20 protein-coding genes are annotated in these 19,116 nt (G+C 46.8%); all 20 read left to right on the top strand.

Annotation, left to right across the window (positions count from 1 at the left end; all coding sequences use genetic code 11):
- Positions 1–269: 269 nt before the first annotated feature.
- The 20 genes from DCMF_RS08190 to DCMF_RS08100 all read left to right on the top strand — a co-directional run bounded on the left by DCMF_RS08190 (position 270) and on the right by DCMF_RS08100 (position 19,065).
- A complete protein-coding gene (locus DCMF_RS08190) occupies positions 270–1,295 on the top strand; it encodes an MtaA/CmuA family methyltransferase (RefSeq protein ID WP_236860218.1) in 1,026 nt (341 codons plus the stop codon).
- Between the two features lie 25 nt (positions 1,296–1,320).
- The gene (locus tag DCMF_RS08185; RefSeq protein WP_148133976.1) at positions 1,321–2,478 is read left to right on the top strand and encodes a helix-turn-helix domain-containing protein; all 1,158 of its coding nucleotides are present in this window, start codon (positions 1,321–1,323) and stop codon (positions 2,476–2,478) included.
- A 143-nt stretch (positions 2,479–2,621) separates the two neighbouring features.
- A complete protein-coding gene (locus tag DCMF_RS08180; RefSeq protein WP_148137794.1) occupies positions 2,622–3,596 on the top strand; it encodes a D-2-hydroxyacid dehydrogenase in 975 nt (324 codons plus the stop codon).
- A gap of 89 nt (positions 3,597–3,685) precedes the next feature.
- Positions 3,686–4,735 carry an MtaA/CmuA family methyltransferase gene (locus DCMF_RS08175; protein WP_214659191.1) on the top strand — a complete coding sequence of 350 codons (1,050 nt, stop codon included), beginning with the start codon at positions 3,686–3,688 and terminating at the stop codon, positions 4,733–4,735.
- A complete protein-coding gene (locus DCMF_RS08170; protein ID WP_148133975.1) occupies positions 4,732–5,877 on the top strand; it encodes a glycerate kinase in 1,146 nt (381 codons plus the stop codon). Before DCMF_RS08175 ends, DCMF_RS08170 begins: the two co-directional genes overlap by 4 nt.
- 203 nt (positions 5,878–6,080) lie before the next feature.
- Positions 6,081–7,256 (top strand): ABC transporter substrate-binding protein, encoded by a 1,176-nt coding sequence (locus DCMF_RS08165; protein WP_148133974.1) that lies wholly within the window; start codon positions 6,081–6,083, stop codon positions 7,254–7,256.
- 230 nt (positions 7,257–7,486) lie between these two features.
- Positions 7,487–8,713, top strand: coding sequence for a homocitrate synthase/isopropylmalate synthase family protein (locus tag DCMF_RS08160; protein ID WP_214659190.1), 1,227 nt, complete (start codon positions 7,487–7,489; stop codon positions 8,711–8,713).
- A 36-nt stretch (positions 8,714–8,749) separates the two neighbouring features.
- Complete coding sequence (locus DCMF_RS08155) at positions 8,750–9,160, top strand: cupin domain-containing protein (RefSeq protein WP_214659189.1); 411 nt, start codon at positions 8,750–8,752, stop codon at positions 9,158–9,160.
- A 56-nt stretch (positions 9,161–9,216) separates the two neighbouring features.
- The gene (locus DCMF_RS08150) at positions 9,217–9,867 is read left to right on the top strand and encodes a cobalamin B12-binding domain-containing protein (RefSeq protein WP_214659188.1); all 651 of its coding nucleotides are present in this window, start codon (positions 9,217–9,219) and stop codon (positions 9,865–9,867) included.
- On the top strand, positions 9,860–11,053 hold the full coding sequence (locus DCMF_RS08145; protein ID WP_148133971.1) for a uroporphyrinogen decarboxylase family protein: 1,194 nt from the start codon (positions 9,860–9,862) through the stop codon (positions 11,051–11,053). The genes DCMF_RS08150 and DCMF_RS08145 overlap by 8 nt, the downstream gene beginning before the upstream one ends.
- A 39-nt stretch (positions 11,054–11,092) precedes the next feature.
- Complete coding sequence (locus DCMF_RS29125; RefSeq protein ID WP_214659187.1) at positions 11,093–11,239, top strand: hypothetical protein; 147 nt, start codon at positions 11,093–11,095, stop codon at positions 11,237–11,239.
- A 72-nt stretch (positions 11,240–11,311) separates the two neighbouring features.
- Positions 11,312–11,941 carry a cobalamin B12-binding domain-containing protein gene (locus DCMF_RS08140; RefSeq protein ID WP_148133970.1) on the top strand — a complete coding sequence of 210 codons (630 nt, stop codon included), beginning with the start codon at positions 11,312–11,314 and terminating at the stop codon, positions 11,939–11,941.
- The gene (locus DCMF_RS08135; protein ID WP_148133969.1) at positions 11,942–13,093 is read left to right on the top strand and encodes a uroporphyrinogen decarboxylase family protein; all 1,152 of its coding nucleotides are present in this window, start codon (positions 11,942–11,944) and stop codon (positions 13,091–13,093) included.
- A 78-nt stretch (positions 13,094–13,171) separates the two neighbouring features.
- Positions 13,172–13,966, top strand: a complete 795-nt coding sequence (locus DCMF_RS08130) for a dihydropteroate synthase (protein ID WP_148133968.1) — start codon at positions 13,172–13,174, stop codon at positions 13,964–13,966.
- 33 nt (positions 13,967–13,999) lie between these two features.
- A complete protein-coding gene (locus tag DCMF_RS08125) occupies positions 14,000–14,629 on the top strand; it encodes a GTP-binding protein (protein WP_148133967.1) in 630 nt (209 codons plus the stop codon).
- The gene (locus DCMF_RS08120) at positions 14,589–14,987 is read left to right on the top strand and encodes a hypothetical protein (protein ID WP_148133966.1); all 399 of its coding nucleotides are present in this window, start codon (positions 14,589–14,591) and stop codon (positions 14,985–14,987) included. Before DCMF_RS08125 ends, DCMF_RS08120 begins: the two co-directional genes overlap by 41 nt.
- 197 nt (positions 14,988–15,184) lie before the next feature.
- On the top strand, positions 15,185–15,508 hold the full coding sequence (locus DCMF_RS08115) for a cupin domain-containing protein (RefSeq protein WP_148133965.1): 324 nt from the start codon (positions 15,185–15,187) through the stop codon (positions 15,506–15,508).
- 171 nt (positions 15,509–15,679) lie between these two features.
- Positions 15,680–17,557: an ABC transporter permease gene (locus tag DCMF_RS08110; protein ID WP_148133964.1), complete on the top strand. Its 1,878-nt coding sequence runs from the start codon at positions 15,680–15,682 to the stop codon at positions 17,555–17,557.
- Between the two features lie 30 nt (positions 17,558–17,587).
- Positions 17,588–18,373: an ABC transporter ATP-binding protein gene (locus DCMF_RS08105; RefSeq protein WP_148133963.1), complete on the top strand. Its 786-nt coding sequence runs from the start codon at positions 17,588–17,590 to the stop codon at positions 18,371–18,373.
- Positions 18,361–19,065, top strand: coding sequence for an ABC transporter ATP-binding protein (locus tag DCMF_RS08100; protein ID WP_148133962.1), 705 nt, complete (start codon positions 18,361–18,363; stop codon positions 19,063–19,065). The genes DCMF_RS08105 and DCMF_RS08100 overlap by 13 nt, the downstream gene beginning before the upstream one ends.
- Positions 19,066–19,116 lie beyond the last annotated feature (51 nt).

The following is a 19,116-nucleotide window of genomic DNA, read 5'->3' as shown; positions in this document are numbered from 1 at the left end:
TTGTTAAACCGAACCCAGACAAAATAATCGAATTGAAGCAAGTTCTTAATTCAGATGGAGATTCTTTTACTCCATCTGAATTTTAGAACTGCAAATGCATGACTTAGTTGGCGTTGGACTCCCGCCGTTAGCGGTCAGGGGACACACCTCTTCAAGGAATGTCCCCAATGATGCGGGAGACTTACGCCAAGTTAGTCAGGTTAAACTATTGTTGATGGTCAGATTAGCTAATTTTGAGGGTCTGAATGGATGCTGGGGGGTATTCCAGTATGATGAAGAGCAAAATGACACCCAAAGAAAGGGTATTTGCAGCACTTAACGGTCTTGAGTTAGATAGACCGGCTGTTATCAATCCTACCTCGAATGCAACCTTTGAGAGCATGCAAAGATCGGGAAGTTACTTTCCGCAAGCCCATTTTGATTCAGATAGGACTGCAGCCCTAGCGGCAGCCGGATATAGCATTTTGGGATTTGACACAGTTACCCCCTATTTTTCCGTGCATTTAGAAGCAGCTGCTCTAGGCTGTAAAATGGACTGGGGAAATGTAGATGATTTGCCTACCGTTCTGGAATATCCTTTAAAAGATCCCGAGGATTTTCGGATACCTGCCAATTTTTTGGAGCGCAAACCTGTTAAATCATTGCTGAAATCAATCAAAATGCTCAAAAAGACGCATGGGGAAAAAGTAGCGGTGATCGGAAAAGTGATTGGACCCTGGACGCTGGCCTATCATCTCTACGGCGTGGCCAATTTGTTGACAGATGTAATTTTGGATCCGAAAAGAGTAAAGGCCTTGCTTAATTCACTGAAAGAGGTCTCGCTGCTGTTTGCCCAGGCACAACTTGAAGAAGGAGCCGATATTCTTACTTGGGCGGACCATGTCACGTCTGACCTGGTTAGTCCGAAAGTCTATGAGGAATTTTTACTTCCCATTCACCAGGAGGGCGCCGCTTTATTAGGAGGTGTGCCCATTATTCTGCATGTTTGCGGTAACGTTTTGGACAGGTTGGAACTTTTTGCCCAAACCGGGTTTAAAGCATTCCAAATGGATTCCCGTAACTCCATCCCGGAGGCCTTCCGGCTTGTAAAAGACAAAATGCAAATTACCGGAAATATTAATAACCCAAGTACGCTTCTCTATGGCCAGGCGAAAGATGTCAAGATGGAAGTTGCCGGCATTATTCAAGAAGGGATTAGGTTGATTGCACCTGAGTGTGCACTGCCTACCAGGGTTCCTAACCGTAATTTAGTGGAAATAGTAAAAACTGCACAAGCTTTCAGATCCAAGGTATGAGTTATGTCAATGGGAGGGATAGAAAATGTTGGAGCAGGAGTTTTTGCAGAAGCTGCTGGAAAATATGGCAGGAACAGTTCCTTTCACGATCCACATATTAAATGAGGCGGATGTAATCATTGCCAGTACAAAGCCGGAACGGATCAATGAGACGACCATACATATAACTCCGGAAGGGATGGTCTATTCTCTGGATGTAGGGCCTACTACGAGAGGATGGAAGATTGTCATTGGAGACAATAGTAATTACAGCGCTATGCTTTTCGGGGTGATTAAGTCGTCCTATGAAGCCTTTATGGAAGTATATGTTGCGGGACTTCATGACCTGAGGGCAGTGGGACAAGAGGAAAGAATTGTGAAAGAATTATTTTACAGAGGCAGCCCTTATCAGGAAGAGATTAAATTGATTGGTCATCTGAAAAGAGCAGGGCTCAATGTGGGGCAGCCTCGTATCGTCATCTTAATTGAGTTTGAAAATAAAGCCAACCGGTATTTCAATATTAATCTGGATCTTGGCTATGAAGCTTCCGCTGAGACAATTAAGTCCAATGTCATCGAGACAATTAAGGAAAACCGGTATTTAACCAGTCAAGATATTGTGGCCCGATTTGGAGATAATCAGATTGTAGTGATCAAAGCATTTCTCAATGTAGAAGACATCGAGCGGATTTATTTGGCTACCGACCGGATCTGCCAATCCATCTATGAAGATTTGGAATCCAGTAATATTTTTGCTCTGCGCATCGCGTACGGGAACATTTATAGAAATTTGTCCGATTTAGTCAAGTCCTATGAAGAGGCTCAGACCATTTTGTCCTTAGGTAAGACTTTTTTGCCCAAAACAGGCCTCAATACCTGGGATGATTTGTTGATTGAGTATTCAGCGGCTAATTTACCACCGGTTATTGTGGATCGTTTGGTAAAGCCGACACTTAATAAATTGAAGCGTAAAGACGGTACCGTAGATATGGAACTGCTCCACGTTGCCGAACAATTCGTTGATGAAGGACTGAATTTAGGGCGCACAGCCCTGAAGACATTCTTACATCGCAATACTGTGACGGGTAAAATTGAGAAGTACAAAAGTATTACCGGCCTTGATCCGACAAGCTCTTTTCAGCATGCTTTTATTACAAAACTTGCTGCTGTATATGTCCGGTTAAATTATCCGGGAATTAAGTGACAAACAAAACCATGTGCATCTTGCACATGGTTTTGTTGTTTCTAGCCGGATATATAGAAATTTATACATAGGTGTAAGACCTGGGTGTAGTGAATTAATTATTATAGAATAAATACAAACACAATAGGAAGGAGTGGATGATGATGTTAGGAGTGATACTTGACGGCTATACATTGAATCCAGGAGATTTGGGCTGGGATGCCCTCAGCGCATTGTGCGATCTTACGGTATATGACCGAACAGCATTTGATATCAGTGGGCTCGATGAAATAGTAAGAAGAGTCGGAGATGCGGAGATCGTCTTTACCAACAAGACACCTATTCCGGCAGAAGCGTTCTCTGCAATGCCACATTTAAAATATATCGGTGTTTTAGCTACAGGCTACAATATTGTTGATGTTGAAGCTGCCGGAAAGAGAGGCATTGTGGTTACGAACATACCGACCTATGGGACCGATTCCGTAGCACAGATGACAATTGCCTTGCTTCTTGAAATGTGCAATCACGTGAGTGCCCATGATCAAGCCGTCAAAAGAGGTGATTGGGCAAAAAGCCCGGATTGGTGTTTCTGGACGTATCCTTTGATTGAGCTTGCCGGCAAGACAATAGGGATTATTGGGATGGGAAAGATTGGTCAAGCCACGGCAAAAATAGCACAGGCCTTAGGCATGAATGTGCTGGCTGTTGACAGTTTCCAGATAAAGGAACTGGAAAACGCGCATTTTAGATATGTAGGGCTGGAAGATTTACTGGCAAATTCAGATGTAATTAGCCTGCACTGCCCTTTGCTCGAAAGTACGAAAGGCATCATCAACAAGAACACGATCGCTAAAATGAAAAATGGGGTGATGATCATCAACGCATCCAGGGGACAGCTGGTGGTGGAAGAAGAACTGTCTGAGGCGCTGAACAGCGGGAAAGTGGCAGGGGCTGCACTGGATGTGGTATCTTCTGAACCAATCAAAGGGGACAATCCCTTATTAAGAGCAAAGAATTGCATCATTACACCCCACATTGCCTGGGCTCCGGTGGAGTCGAGACGACGGATGATAAATATTGCCGCCGATAATTTAAAGCAATTCCTGAGCGGAAATCCGGTTAATGTTGTCAATAACTGAATTTATTTTGATGCGTCTTGTTCATTACCATCTGTTTAACACAGTCCAAGGTAATTTGGCAAAAAATATCAACTTAGAAGGTGAAAAAAATGAATTTATCTTATATGAACAGTAGAGACAGGTTCCTGGCAGCCTTAAATCGGCAAGAAGTTGATCGTCCCTGTGTGGGCAATCCGACCTCGGTGGCAACAGTCGAGTCCATGGAAAGTACAGGCGCTTTTTTCCCATGGGTACATCAGGATGCGGATAAAATGGCCGCTTTAGCCGCAGCAGGCCACGAATTGCTTGAATTTGATACAGTCAGCCCTTATTTCAGCGTGCAGCAGGAAACCGCTGCTTTGGGAGGGACGATGAACTGGGGTACCGAGACTTCTATGCCGGATAATTATGGCCCAATTTGGCGCCAACCGGAAGAAGTTCGGGTTCCCCCTGACTTTTTGGACAGGCTCCCCATAAAAACGGTGTTAAAGGCGGTAAAACTGTTAAAAAAGCGCTACAAAAACGAAGTTGCCATCATTGGCAAAACCATGGGGCCTTGGACCTTAGCCTATCACACCTATGGGACCCAAAATTTTTTGATGGATACCATCTTAGAGCCGGAAAAGGTGAGAGACTTTCTGCGGGAATTACAAAAAATCACCGTTCTTTTTGCCAACGCCCAATTTGAGGAGGGAGCAGATGCTGTTACCATTGCCGACCATGCCACCGGTGATTTGGTTGGACCTGCTACATATAAGGAATTCCTCTTTCCGGTGCATCAGGAGATCAATCGCAAGATCAATGGGCCAACGATCCTGCATATCTGCGGAAATACTTTGGACCGGATGCCCTATATTGCTCAGGCCGGCTTTAAGTGTTTCCATTTCGACTCAAAGGTGAATGCCGGGGCAGCCATGGAGGCGGTGCACGGGCAGATATCCCTGGCGGGGAACCTTAACAACGTAGAGCTGTTAATGAAAGGGACCCCGGAAAGAGTTAAAGATCAAGTCAAAAAATTAGTCATCACAAGAATTCAAATTATCGGACCGGAATGTGCCGTCCCTCTCACCGTGCGAAATGCCAATCTTCAGGCTATTGTACAAGTTGTGAAGGAGATGAGCGGATGTCCGATTGATATGGAGGATGAGGTGAAAAAATGAAGATTGTTGTTGCGCCTGATTCCTTTAAAGGTTGTTTGACGGCTGCGGAGGTGGCTAAAGCGATTAAACAGGGTATCCAAAAAATAAATCGGGAATTTTCCGTGGTGCTGGTGCCTATGGCCGATGGCGGCGAAGGCACGGTAGATGCTTTTATGGCATCTGTGGGCGGAACTCTTATCAGCACTACAGTTACCGGCCCCCTTGGCCAGCCTGTGCCATCATCCTTTGGGATACTTTCTGATCAGGAAACTGCAGTTGTAGAAATGGCAGCTGCTTCCGGCTTAACCCTGGTACCCCCGGACCGGCGTAACCCACTTCAAGCAACTTCATTCGGTACCGGCGAATTGATCAAAGAGGCGCTGGATAGGAACATCAGGAAGCTGATCATTGGAATCGGCGGGAGTGCTACCAACGATGGGGGAACCGGTATGGCGGCTGCCCTGGGCGTAAAGTTTTTGGACCCAGCGGGGGATGAATTGCCTCAAGGCGGCGGGTATCTGGATCAATTGCATCAAATCGATGTTCAAGGCCTTGATGCGCGGATAAAAGAAATAGATATTAAAGTTGCTTGCGATGTTACCAACCCTTTGTGCGGGCCGGACGGTGCATCTGCAATTTATGGTCTTCAGAAAGGGGCGACACCAGAAATGATCCCTCTTTTGGATCGTAACTTGGCCCACTATGCGGAAATATTAGCAAGAACTACCGGGAAAAACGTCAAAGACCTGCCTGGGGCCGGGGCTGCCGGAGGAATGGGAGCGGCACTGATGGCTTTCTTAAACGCAAAACTACAGCCTGGCGTAGACATCATTGCTGAGACTGCTTGCCTGGATCACTTAATACATAATGCGGATCTGGTCATAACCGGTGAAGGCAGGACAGATAGTCAGACTGTGAACGGAAAAGTCCCTACCGGAGTGGCCCGCTTAGCCAAACGACACGGTGTGCCGGTGGTGTGCTTATCGGGCGGCTTAGCCGGAGATGTTTCTGCGCTCTATGACCATGGCATTACCAGCATCTTTAGTATTACGGAGGGACCGATTAGTTTGGCTGAGGCTATTCGTGACGCGGAACCTTTATTGGAAAAAGCCGCTGAAAGAATTGTGCGAGTTTTTCTTGCCGGCAGGGGAATCAGACCATGAAGCATTAAAGAGCTTGAAAGCTAACCTGCAAACCTTGATGAGATACTTCTTAGTACTCCTTTGGGTAGAAATGTGCAGGAAAGGGAAGCTACGGTAACCACAGCCAGATTATGAGGAGGGAGAAAGGAGGAATGCGGTTTTTTTCAGATAGAGGGCTAATGGAAATTAATAGGGCCGTAAAAAATAAAGGGGGTAGAAATTAAGTGGTAAAGAAGTTTTCGATCTGGTTCATGGTCTTGTTAGTTATTTTGTTAGGGGGCTGTGCAGTTAAACAAAATGATTCGACGTCAGAAACACCTGTACAAGAGCAAGAACCCGGTATCACGGATGATACGATTCTCATTGGCTCAAATGCTCCGTTAACCGGACCGCATGCGGCATATGGCGCCTGTATCACAAACCTGGAAGCCTATTTTAAGAAGATTAATGACGAGGGGGGCATAAACGGCCGAAAAATAAAACTTGTTTACTATGATGACGCCTATGATGCTTCCAAAACCGTTGGTGTCATGAAAAAACTGGTAGAGCAGGATAAGGTCTTTCTTACAGTGGTCCAAGGAGCATCTCCCTGTGCTGCTGTGGTCGACTACTTGGCGGAAAAAAATGTTCCCATGATGGCGATTACCGGGAATAGCCAAATCTTGACTTATCAGAACGCATTTGAAATTCTCCCCAACTTTACCACCGACGGAACAGTCCTTGCCCAATATGCCGTACAAAAACTTGGAGCTAAAAAAATTGGCATCTGGTATCAAAATGATGACTATGGCAAAGAGGATATGGAAGCGGTAAAGGCTGAGCTGAAGAAAAACGGGTTAGAGCCTGTTGCGGCAATCCCCTATAATATGAGCGACACTGATTTTAGTATTCCCGTGATGCAACTGAAAGAGCTTACTCCCGATGTGGTGATCCTGATTCCCACTACAAAAACGGGATCGGCATTTATGAAACAGGCATACGATTTGGGTTTAAAAACACAATTTCTAGTAAGCTATACGTCGGCAGATTTATCTGTGAGCACTCTTGCCGGACCGGCTGCCGAGGGAGCGATTTTTGCCGCTTTTTTCCCGCTGCTGGACAAGGATAGCGACCCAAGAGTAAAAGAGCATAAGGATTTCGTTGCGCAGTATTCGCCTGATAAAACCCCCAATTCGTTTACCCTGTATGGCCAGTTGTACGGAGAGTTTATCGCTGAAGCATTAAAAAGAGCGGGCAAGGATTTAACGCGCGAAAAGGTTATTGAAGCGATTGAGAGCATGAAAAACTGGAATGAAGGTCTTGCGGAAAACGTGAGCTTTGGTCCCGACCAGCATGGGCCCGGGGGAGAGTCTTTGTATTTTATCAAATTAGAAAACGGGAAGTTTGTCCGGATCCAATAAAATATTGTGGAGTTGTGTGTTTCCTTGGCCCTGCATGGCGTACATAAGCGAAAAACATGTGCAAAATGCACATGTTTTTCGACTTGCTACGCCATAAATGACATTTTATACACAGGATTAGGCCGTGGTTTAGGCGAAGATTATTTTTAGAACTACATGTATTTCTTAGTTTGGTATCGTGCCGGTTTGAATTTTATTATTTTGGGAAAGGATTGATGGGGGTGAGTCATTTGCACCAAAGGTGGATGAGCGATGATTTTTGGGTTAGTCCCTTTAACTATGAACCTGGCGTGATCAACCGTCCGAACATGCCGCAACAGATACTGATCCATGATACGACACTGCGTGACGGCGAACAGACTCCTGGGGTTGTATTTCGGTTAGCGGAAAAGATGGAGATTGCCAAGGCGCTGGACGGTATTGGTGTGGACAGGATCGAAGCGGGCATGCCCATGGTCTCACCGGAAGACGCAGAAACGATAACTGCGATAGCAGGGCTGGGACTTAAAGCTGAAATCTCTTGCGTAACTCGTGCCGTTAAAGCTGATATAGACCTGGCTGCCGCCTGTGGAGTCAAGAGAGTAGTTGTGGAAATGCCTACAAGCGTGCCCAGACTAAAGTATCAATATGCCAAATGGACAGAGGAAGAAGCGATAGAAAACACAGTAACAGGTTTGGCTTATGCCAAAGAAAAAGGGCTCAAAGTGACCTTGTTCATGATGGACACGGGCAGAGCGGAAAAAACCTTTCTGGAAAAATTATTAGTATCCGTGACCCAGCAATCTCCTCCGGATGCTGTTACCGTGGTAGATACATCGGGATGCTTAATCCCCGCAGCTACAGCAAATCTTGTCCGTTTTATAAAAGAGCATGTCCCTTGTCCCATAGAAATACATACACACAATGATATGGGTTTAGGTCTGGCAAATACCCTTGCCGCTGTCGAGGCAGGAGCAGAAGTGGTGCATGTGTGTGTAAACGGGCTGGGTGAACGGTCCGGAAATGTATCGCTGGATGAAGTGGTCATGTCATTACTTTGTCTTTACGGGTTTAAAACTTCCGTTGACCATCGCCGCCTGACGGAGATATCCGGACTGGTTGCGCGACTGTCAAACATTCCCGTGCACAGGAATAAACCAATCGTGGGAAACGGCATCTTTTGCAGAGAGTCCGGTTTAGGGATCGATCTCATTGAGAAAACACCCCTGGCCATATATTCACTCGTACCCAGTGCTGTAGGACAGAAGCCGTCGATCGTGCTGGGCAAGAAAAGTGGTATCGCCTCTATTCATACCACCGTCCAGAGACTTGGTATCACCGGACTTAGTGAGGAGCAAATGCGCGCCGTTCTCAATCAGGTGAAGGCTCTTGGTATTTCCAAGAAAGGACTTGTCACTGACGCAGAATTCCTGAAAATAGTGACAGAGGTGAGACAGGGCCACACGATGAACCTCTAGTTGAGACAAATTTCAAGAAGAAGGAGGACGGGACAAGTGGCGCTAGAACCGAAAAAAATTGATTGGAACAAATGTGCGTGGACCACTCTCAGGGACAAGGTAAGATACCTGTCTTTCCAGGGATCGGATGCTGTGACTGTTACACTGGATGAAGTAACGCCGGGACATGTACCGGGATCCCATCGGCATGACTATGAACAGCTTATTTTTATTCTGCAAGGGGAGTGTGATTTCTATGTAGACGGCGTTCCGCATCATCTGACAGCAGGGTGTCTGATGGCAATTCCTCCCAACGTGGAACACTGCATGGTGGCCAAGGGGGAGATCCCGGTGATCGATGTGGATATTTTTATGCCCAAAAGGATATCCGATCGTCCGGAAAGCAGGGTTGCGGAAGATCCCTCTAAGGCGGTGCGCTTTGGAAATCTGTTCACGCCATCGTCTTGATCAGTCAAACTTAAATCATGGGATCTAAAAAGTCTTGAAGGAGGAATCTGATAAGAATGGACAAGTCGGTGCAGCAGTTGATGAACTTTCTCGTAGAGCTAGATGAAAAGTCGGTTATGAGCCAGGTGCAAGAGATCATTCGTTCCACGCCTGAGTTTGGGATGGAAAAGAATAATGAGATCATCAAAGCCTGTCAACAGGGTATGGGAATGATAGGAGACAGATTTTCTCAGGGGGAATACTTTCTGCCCGAGTTAATGCTGTCAGCCAATATTTTTGAACAAATAATCGGCTTATTGCCCAAAAATTTTGCTGGTAAAACCGGATTCCTGGGCAGAATTGTCCTTGGTACCGTGCGCAGCGATGTTCATGATATTGGCAAAAATATCGTGGGTGCAATGCTGGAAGCTTCCGGTTTTGAAGTAATAGATTTAGGGGTAGATATTTCGGAAGAAAAATTTTTAGAGGAAGTCAAAAAGACAAAACCGCAGATTTTAGCGATGAGCGCCCTCCTGACTTCTTCATTAGAACCGATGAAATCGACTGTGGAATTTATTAAACAGGCCGGCCTGCGCGAAAGCTTAAAAATAATCATCGGGGGATCTGTGGTATCAGAAATGTCCTGCAATTTTGTGGGCGCGGACGCTTTTACCACCGATGCGGCGAAAGGAGTTCAGATTTGTAAGGGGTGGGTGAGCGGTGAATAATGACATGGCGAAAAAATATGCAGAAAAATTAGATCGGGTAACGAAAACGATAAACCTGGAGCAACCGGACCGGGTCCCTTTTATGGGTATTATCATCGGCAGCTGGGCAGCCGGTTATGCCGGCTATACCATGAAAGATATTTTTTTCGATTATACAAAGTATGATCTCGCCGTTAATCAGGTTTTGCAGAATTTTGATTTCGACTGCGTGCGCATTGCCGGAGGGGCAAGGCCAGGTCCCGTTTTCCAGGCGCTGGGTGAAAGCGCAAAGGGATTTACGACACCCGGAAGCCAGAGTCCGGATGATTCCATCTTGCAGTATGTTGATGTTTCCTATATGGAAGCGGAAGAATATCCGGAATTAATCAAAGACCCGTTTGCTTTTATCTTTGAAAAAATACTGCCCAGGAAATACCCGGCACTGAGGGGAAATGCCCCGCAGCAAGCAATAGCCTTAGCAAAATCGGGCATGTTGTATACAAAATTTGGGTCAGCCATGCGCGGGTTTACCCAGGGTTGGCTCAACAATTACGGAAATCTATCTCTTACGCGCGGTTCAGCAAGGGCACCCTTCGATATGCTTGCCGATTTTCTGCGCGGTTTTAAAGATATCATGTACGACCTAAGAAGGTATCCGGAAGAGGTTTGTTCTGCCTGCGAAGCGCTGCTTCCCCTGGCCATAAAGGGGGCCAAGCATAGCTTCGGGGGTCCTCCTCAGAAGTTTCCCTTCATTTATATGACCTTACATTTGGCCACATACTTAGGGCCCCGGTCCTTTGAAAAATTTTATTGGCCCACATTCAAAGCTTTGATTCAGGCTCTTACCGATGAAGGATATGGTTTTCTGCTCTTTTTTCAGGGTAATTGGAATGCTTATCTTGACTATTTAACAGATCTTCCGGGCGATAAAGGGCAGATCCTTGCTTTATTTGAAACGGTCGACATGAAACGTGCTAAACAGGTACTGGGCAAAAAAATGTGTCTGGCCGGGAACTTTTCCACAGAGCTTCTGCTTTTTGGCAGTTCTAATGAGATTGAAGCCCACGCAAAAAGTTTAATTGACGATGCGGCACCTGGGGGAGGATACATTCTGACCACGGATAAATCCTGGCTGTCCGTACAGGATGTGAAGCCTGAAAAAGTTCAAATCCTCATGGATGCTGTGAGACGCTATGGTGTTTATTAGAGGTGCTCTCTCCAAACTATTGAGGCGAGGTGAAAAATAATGGTTGAAAGTAAACTATTAATGAGCTGGTCTGAAAAGAGTCTAGAATATCCGGAAACAGTTGCTGCCAATAAAATGCTGGCCGATGCGTGGGAAAATGGCGAGGATACCCTCTTTTCCTTTGTATTATTCCTGCTTTGTGCCTAACCTGATCTTTAAGTCTAAGTCTGGGCGGCTTCCGCCAGACGCCTACTAAATGATTAAAGGAGGAGATGTAATATGGCTGGTTTAGATGTGCTTTTATCGGATTTTAAAGAGGAAGAGTTCTTGCTTCAAATCAAGCAGCGGTTGGATGATCAGGAGGAACCGCTGGCACTGATCGAGGAATGCCAGAAGGGCATGGAAACCGTTGGGAAACTTTTTGAAACAAAACAGTATTTTATCTCCGACCTGATTATGTCAGCTGCTATGTTTGGTTCGGCTATGGAAATCATCGGACCCTATTTGAAAGGAGATCGGGACAAAGGCGGGCAAGCGGTCGTGATGGGAACAGCCAAAGGTGATGTGCATGATATCGGCAAAAATATCGTGGTCACAGTCCTAAGATGTAACGGATATGACGTAATCGATGTGGGCATCGATGCGCCGGCGTCTAAGTTTATTGAAGCGGTAAAAGCAAGCGGCGCCAAACTGGTGGGCATCTCCGGCTTGCTGACGACTACCTTTGCCAGTATGAAGGACATTGTCGATGCCTTTAAGGCGGAGGGGCTGCGGGATCAGGTAAAGATTATGATAGGGGGCGGTCCCACAGACGAGCGGGCATGTGAGATGATCGGAGCGGATGCGGTGGGCTTTATCGCCATGGACGCGGTTACTTTGGCCCAAAAACTCCTCCGGGAGGTGAATTAGATGTCCCGTGCAGGACTGTATCAAGAGAGGCTGAACCGCATTGAAACGGCGGCTCGTTGCGGCATACCCGACCGGATACCCGTCATCCTGTTTATCGACCTGTTTACCCCGCGCTATTTGGGCATGAAAACGACTGATTTGACCGGCGATATCGAAAAAGGGGCCAATATTTTAGCCGACGTGGCCGAAGAATTGCAGGTGGACGGCGTGCATACGCCCGCTCCTTTCACTCCTTTGGCCTTTGCCGCAGGATGGCCTGCCAGAATCCTGCTGCCGGGACGTGATGTGGGCGAGTATGAGATTATTCAGTTTGACGAAAGCAAGCCACTTATGACCTTAGACGATTATGATGGGATCATTAATAAGGGGTGGCGCCAGTTTGAAAGTGAATTCAGGACGCGGCATATTGATTTTCTGCCTCCGGACCAAATCGGGCCGGAACTGAAGAGATACACGGAAGAGAGAGACCGTGCCGTTGAACGTTTAAAAGAGAGAGGAATCGTTACCTTTAGTAATGCATCCTCCGTTAAACCCACCTTTGAATTCTTGGCTGCAGCCCGGACGATTCCGGAATTTTTCAAGGATCTTTACCGATATCCCCAAAAAGTACTGGATGCCATGGATGCGGCTTTACCGGATTTAATTGAAAATACGCTGGCGTCAGCGAAAGCTTCCGCTCAAGCCACGGGAGCAAATCGCATCCGGATCGGCTGTACCAGAGGTGGTCAGAATTTTATCTCGCTGGCGAAATTCGAGAAGTTCTACTGGCATTACTTAAAACAAATGGTGCATGCCTTTGTTGAGGCAGGATTTCAGGTGCTGTTTCATCTGGACCAGGACTTTACGGCAAACCTGCCCTATTTTAAGGAACTGCCCCCGGGTAAGGTAACCATAGAGCTGGATGGTTTCACGGATATTTTTAAGGCGAAAGAGATCCTGCACGATCATACCGCTATTAAGGGGGATGTACATCCCTCCTTATTAACCCTGGGCAAACCTGAGGAGGTTGACGCATACTGCAAGAAACTGTTTGCGGAAGTAGGAAAAGGGGGCGGCTTCCTCCTGGCGGAGGGTTGTTGTGTACCGCCTGATGCAAAGATCGAAAACATTAGGGCCATGGTGAATGCGATCCAAAAGTACGGCGCCTATTAAGGATGAAGAATTGGCATCATCACTGCAGGGCACCCGGCTTGGTTTCAGTAGTTTTTATTAATTGGAGGAAGAATTGCTATGCTGATTGTTGGTGAATCGATAAATGCTACCCTTTCCCAGGTTAAAGCAGCGGTATTGAACCGTGATGCTGTTTTTATCCGGAATCTGGCCCAAAAACAGGTGGATTGCGGGGCGGAAATACTTGACCTAAATGCAGGTACCGGCTCAGGGGATGAAGGGGAAGATTTGGTGTGGCTGGTGGAGACAGTACAAAACGTTGTACAGGCACCGCTGATGCTGGACAGCTCCAATTTGGATGCTTTAAGCGCAGCATTAAAGATCTGCACAAAGAAAGTAATGGTTAACTCTGTTAGCGGCGAGCCGGGACGTTTGGAGATTTTGCCCCTGCTTCAGGAATATAAATGTGCTGTGGTCGCCCTCTGCATGGGGGAGGGTGGGATTCCGAAAACCTCAGCGGACCGGGTGAAGATCGCGCATCATCTCTATCACCGGCTTACGGCGGCCGGAGTAGCCGGGGCGGATATCTATTTTGATCCGTTAATTCTAAGTGTCTGTACAGACATAGAGGCCGGCACGACCGCAATGGATACAGTGGCCCGGATTAAGGCAGAACTGCCCGGAGCCAGAACCATTGCTGCTGTTTCCAATGTTAGCTTTGGTTTGCCATTACGCAAGCTATTGAATCGGACTTTTTTATCGATGATGGTCAGGGTAGGGCTTGACGCATGCATCATTGATGCCCGGGATAAGGCCCTGTTGTCTGTGCTCTGCGCCGGGGAAGCCTTGACAGGACACGATAAGTACTGCTCAAAATATACCAGAAGTTTTCGCACGGGAATGCTGGAGGGATGATGTGAAAATACGGCAGCGTTAGGGGTAGATAGGATGAATGTGATTTTAACGGGTGGTTTTCTGGGCTCCGGCAAGACCACATTGATCAGACAGCTGGCTGAATACCAGATCTTGAAGGGGCAGCAGGTAGTAATTATTGAGAACGAGGTCGGGGATGTGGGAATCGACAATCAGTTCCTATCATTGGAAGGTTTTCAGGTCAAGGAGATCGTGGGCGGCTGTGTGTGCTGTACGCTAACTGGTGAGCTGACCCTAGCGGTCAATAAAATAACAGCGGAGTACCATCCTGATTGGCTGATCATTGAGATGACGGGGCTTGCCAAGCCCAGTTCGGTCTTGGATTCCCTGAAAAAGTATGGCCAAGGGATTGGCCACCTGTTTACAGTGATTGTGGTTGATGCCGGCCGCTGGGGGGAGCTCATGGAGATTATGCCGGAATTAATTACCATGCAGCTGGTAGAGGCAGATCTGGTCATCGCCAATAAAATAGATGAGTTGGGCGATGGAGATGGGCTGGAACAAGTAATCACCGGCATAAAGAGTGTGAATACCGGTGCGGAGGTTATGGCTCTCTCTGCCCTTGGCGGTATTCAGGAACACTGTTTAAAGGAGTTGTGTGCCCATGCCATATGTGATCAGCCGCTCTGTCCGGCTAAAATTTGAACCGCACCGATCTTCCCTGACCCTGGAAGAGGAGTTGCGCTGTATGCTGTTGGAGCTTGCTGAAATCTGCAGTATGAAAGGAATTGTTCCGGGACACATCAAGGCTCTGATAAGAGAAAAGGACGCTTATGCTTTATTAAGCTGCACCAGAGCCGGAAATGTCAACGTGAAGAACTCGCCGGCGTGGAGAGAGGCTCTTTTGGAGCACCCGGAATTAAACCTGAATGTGATTCTTGCGGATTCCCCGCTGGATCATGTGGAGACTTTGGTTGAGCGAAAGCTAAAGCAGACTTTCCCGGGGTATCAGTTGCTTGCCTGTGCGCATCAGCATCTTCATGACCACGTTTGCGCTGATTAGCCTTTAATGTTTTATGGGCGATCTAATTATATGCATTTTGCACATGGTTTTAAGATTTGGCACCTTTTAATCAGCATTTTATACAAAGGGTTAAGTCCTAATCAAAACGAAATATTTATAAAATCATTGATAGCGCAAGAAGGCAGATTCCAGTTGTCGGGGCCTATTGATGTTTCTGTACCGGGAGGAGAGATAAAATGACTGAAACGAGTGATATTCAGCATCAGGAAGTAAATCAAAAGGTTCATAGGATTATTGGTTGCGGCGAAAGTCTGATGCTGGTAGAATCTTGCTTTAAAAAGGGCGCTACCAGCGAGCCGCACAGGCATGAGGAACATGAACAGGCAGCCTATATGGTACAGGGTAGTATTCAGCTTTTACTCGGAAACGAAAACAGGGTTTTAAAGCCAGGTGACGGCTATTGTGCGCCGAAGAACATGATTCACGGATTTGTTGTGCTGGAGGATGCGGTGGTCATTTCTGCGTTTACGCCCCTACGGACAGACCTGCTGAATAACTAACAGCAGGTGGATGATAGCGCCATACTTTATCAGGGCCGGGATAAGGCTACCATGCTCACGGTACCTGGAAGGTTCCCGGCGTCGGAACAGCAGAAAAACCTGCCGGGAGAATAGTAAGCCAAGACGTACATCTGACATCAAGATTGTTTATTAAAGGGGTGGTAAAGAAAGATGTTTGTTACATTGGGACAGTTAATTGTAAGCGGCCTTGCATCGGGAAGTTTATATGCCCTTGTTGCGTTAGGCATCGTGATCGTATATAAAGCATCGAACCGGGTTAATTTCGCTTATGGCCAAATGGCAATGCTTTCAACTTTTTTCGCTTATTCTCTATTAACCAGGTTCAAATTACCTTATGCTGCAGCATTTTTGGGTGCCCTTGTTTTTTCTGCCTTGCTCGGAGTTATTGTAAGAAACATTGTGCGTCCTGTTAAAAGTGAATCGGGTTTTATCATGGCAACGCTGGCTATTTATATGATCATCACGGCGCTTGCCGGATGGATCTGGGGATGGGATGCCTTTCCCTTTCCTGATATGCTGAGCGGGGAGCCCTTGTCAGTTCTTGGGGTAGTCATTAGCCAAAACAATCTGCTGATATTTATCATAACGATAACACTGATGATGTTGATGTACCTGTTCTTTAAGTATACCATGACGGGGATTGCCATGCGGGCAGTATCCCAGAATCCAGTGGCATCCAGGTTGATGGGCATTAGTGTGGACAAGGTTTTCACGATTACCTGGATTATCAGCGGCGTCCTGGGGGGCATTGCCGGCCTTTTGGTAGCACCTACGACATTTTTGGAACCAAATATGATGGCGATATTTCTTTTTAAGGCCTTCACCGCGGCAGTTCTAGGCGGGTTTACCAGCTACCCCGGTGTGGTGATAGGCGGGTTATCCCTGGGTGTTTTGGAAAACCTGGTGGGGGGATATCTCTCTAATGAACTTAAGAGTACCTTTGCCTTTATTTTGCTAGTGGTTGTTTTGTGTATCCGGCCGGAAGGCCTGTTGGGTAACCGGGTGCGCATGTTAGGTAAATCGTCTGTGCCGGAGGGAACTGTAGAATCTAACGGAAACAGAGCGGGATGGACGACGCTCCAAAAACTGGTTGTATTAGGGTTGGCTTTAATTTTGCCTTTCCTCTTTCGCCAAAATTCATATGTTTTATATTTTGCAAACTTAATTGGCATCTATATGATTTTGGCTGTTGGATTGGATATCATTGTGGGATATTTGGGACAGTTCTCTCTGGGGCATGCATCTTTTTTGGCCATAGGAGCCTATACCTCCGCTTTATTAATGCTGAAATGGGGTATTCCTTTTTGGCTGGCGATGCCGGCTGCCGGCTTCATCACCTGTCTGGTGGGTTTTTTTCTGGGTTTGTCCGCCATACGGCTTTCCGGACTTTATCTAGCCATTGCCACCTTTGGGTTTGGAGCGGCTGTGCCCCAAATTCTTCTGAAGTGGGATGGACTTACAAACGGCGCCATGGGACTTAAACCTCCCCATCCCACCATAGGCCTTTTTGCCTTTGATAATGAATTTAAATTTTACTTTCTGGTACTGGTTGTGCTCATTATTACGATCATGGTCACTTCCAATATCCTGCATTCCAAAACGGGAAGAGCGATCATCGCGCTAAGAGACAGTGAGGCAGGAGCGGAAGCCATGGGTATACGCCTTTCCAAATACAGGGTAATGGCATTTGTGATCAGCGCCTTTTTTGCCGGGATTGCGGGAAGTCTTTATGCCCATATGGTAGGCTTTATCAGTCCCAGCGATTTTAACGATTGGACCTCCTTAATATTCCTATGCATGCTTTTACTCGGCGGTGCCGGAAACATTGCCGGAGTATTGGCTGGGGTAATCTTTATGACAGCGGTTCCCTTGATTGTTTCCGATAATAAAAGCTTAACGATGCTATTATTCGGGACCGCCCTATTGTTTGTCACGCTATTTTTCCCTGGAGGCCTGGCTTCTATCTATGACCAGGTGGGAAATATTCTCCATAAAATTAAGATCAAAAGATCTAAAGTAACTTTTTAATCACCGGCACCAAAGGAGGTACAGAAGCGGATGACCATATTGGAAATAGTTGATCTATCCATTAATTTTGGCGGTTTAAAAGCGGTAGATTCTTTAAGCTTTGCGGTAAATGAAGGGCAGATATTCGGACTGATTGGACCGAACGGTGCTGGGAAGACAACGGTTTTTAATTGCATTACCCGTTATTACCAGCCCAACCAGGGGAGAATCGTTTTTGGCGGCCAGAATATTCTGGACATCAGGTCTCATGATGTGATCGGGAAAGGAATCGCCAGAACTTTTCAAAATATGGAGCTATTTAAAAGCATGACTGTACTGGATAATCTGCTGGTCGGCCAGCACTGTCACTTAGACACGAACGTTTTTAGTGAAGCACTTTCCCTCCCGGTTAAAAAGCGTAAAGAAAGGGAAATTTCTGAAAAAGCTCAGAAAGTAATGGAATTGCTCGGCTTAAGTAAATATGCGCGTGACCTTGTGTTGTCTCTTCCTTATGGGATGCAAAAAATGGTGGAAATGGGGCGGGCTCTGGTGTCTGAGCCAAAACTGATCTTGCTGGATGAGCCGGCTGCCGGCATGAATCCCAGTGAATCCAAGGAATTGTCAAGTCTGATCAAACGATTAAGGGATACGAGGGGGATTACGGTTCTGGTGGTAGAACACGATATGGCCATGGTGAGGAGTATTTGCGACGAGATTTGCGTCATGGATTTCGGCCGGAAAATAGCACAGGGCTCAGCCGATGAAATCTGCAGAAATCCCCAGGTTATTGAAGCCTATCTTGGCTGCGAGGAGGAGGGATCAGGGTGCTTCAGGTAGATTCTATCTATGCGAAATATGGCAGGGTACAGGCCCTGAATGGCGTGTCTCTTCAACTGAAGGAAAAGTCCATCGTGGCTCTCCTGGGGGCTAACGGGGCGGGAAAATCGACCATCCTGAAAACGATAACAGGTTTGCTCAAACCTTACCAAGGCACCGTTTCTTTTTTAGGCGAGCGGATCGACAGGCTTGCTGCGGAACGGATTGTGACCAAGGGCATAGTGATGGTTCCTGAAGGCCGCCAAATTTTTCCCGAGTCCACGGTGATGGAGAATCTTTTATTAGGAAGCTATACCCGGAAGGACAGAGCGCAAGTAAAACAGGATATGGAGTATGTATTCAGTTTATATCCGATTTTGGCGGAAAAAACCCGTAATCTTGCCGGTACTCTGAGCGGGGGACAGCAGCAGATGTTAGCGATTGGCAGAGGGCTCATGGCAAAACCCAGGCTATTATTATTGGATGAACCGTCGATGGGGTTGGCGCCCATTGTGGTCCAAGAGATTTTCCGCATTATCAAAGAGATTAATCATAATGGGACAACAATTTTGCTGGTAGAACAAAACGCCCGCATGGCTCTGGCTATTTCAGATTATGCTTACGTATTGGAAACAGGTCGCGTTTCCTGCGAAGGGACACCCGACATCCTGCAAAAAAATGAAGAGGTACTGAAATCTTACCTTGGGGGATAGCCATGGGTAAGCAGGGAGTACCCTGCCGTCAGGGGTCGGCGGTATCAAAGT

This window comes from Candidatus Formimonas warabiya (assembly GCF_002777255.1).
GTDB classification, from domain to species: Bacteria; Bacillota; Dehalobacteriia; order Dehalobacteriales; family Dehalobacteriaceae; genus Formimonas; species Formimonas warabiya.
Note: the sequence above shows the minus strand (reverse complement) of the source record. Positions and strands in the feature narration are given on the sequence as shown.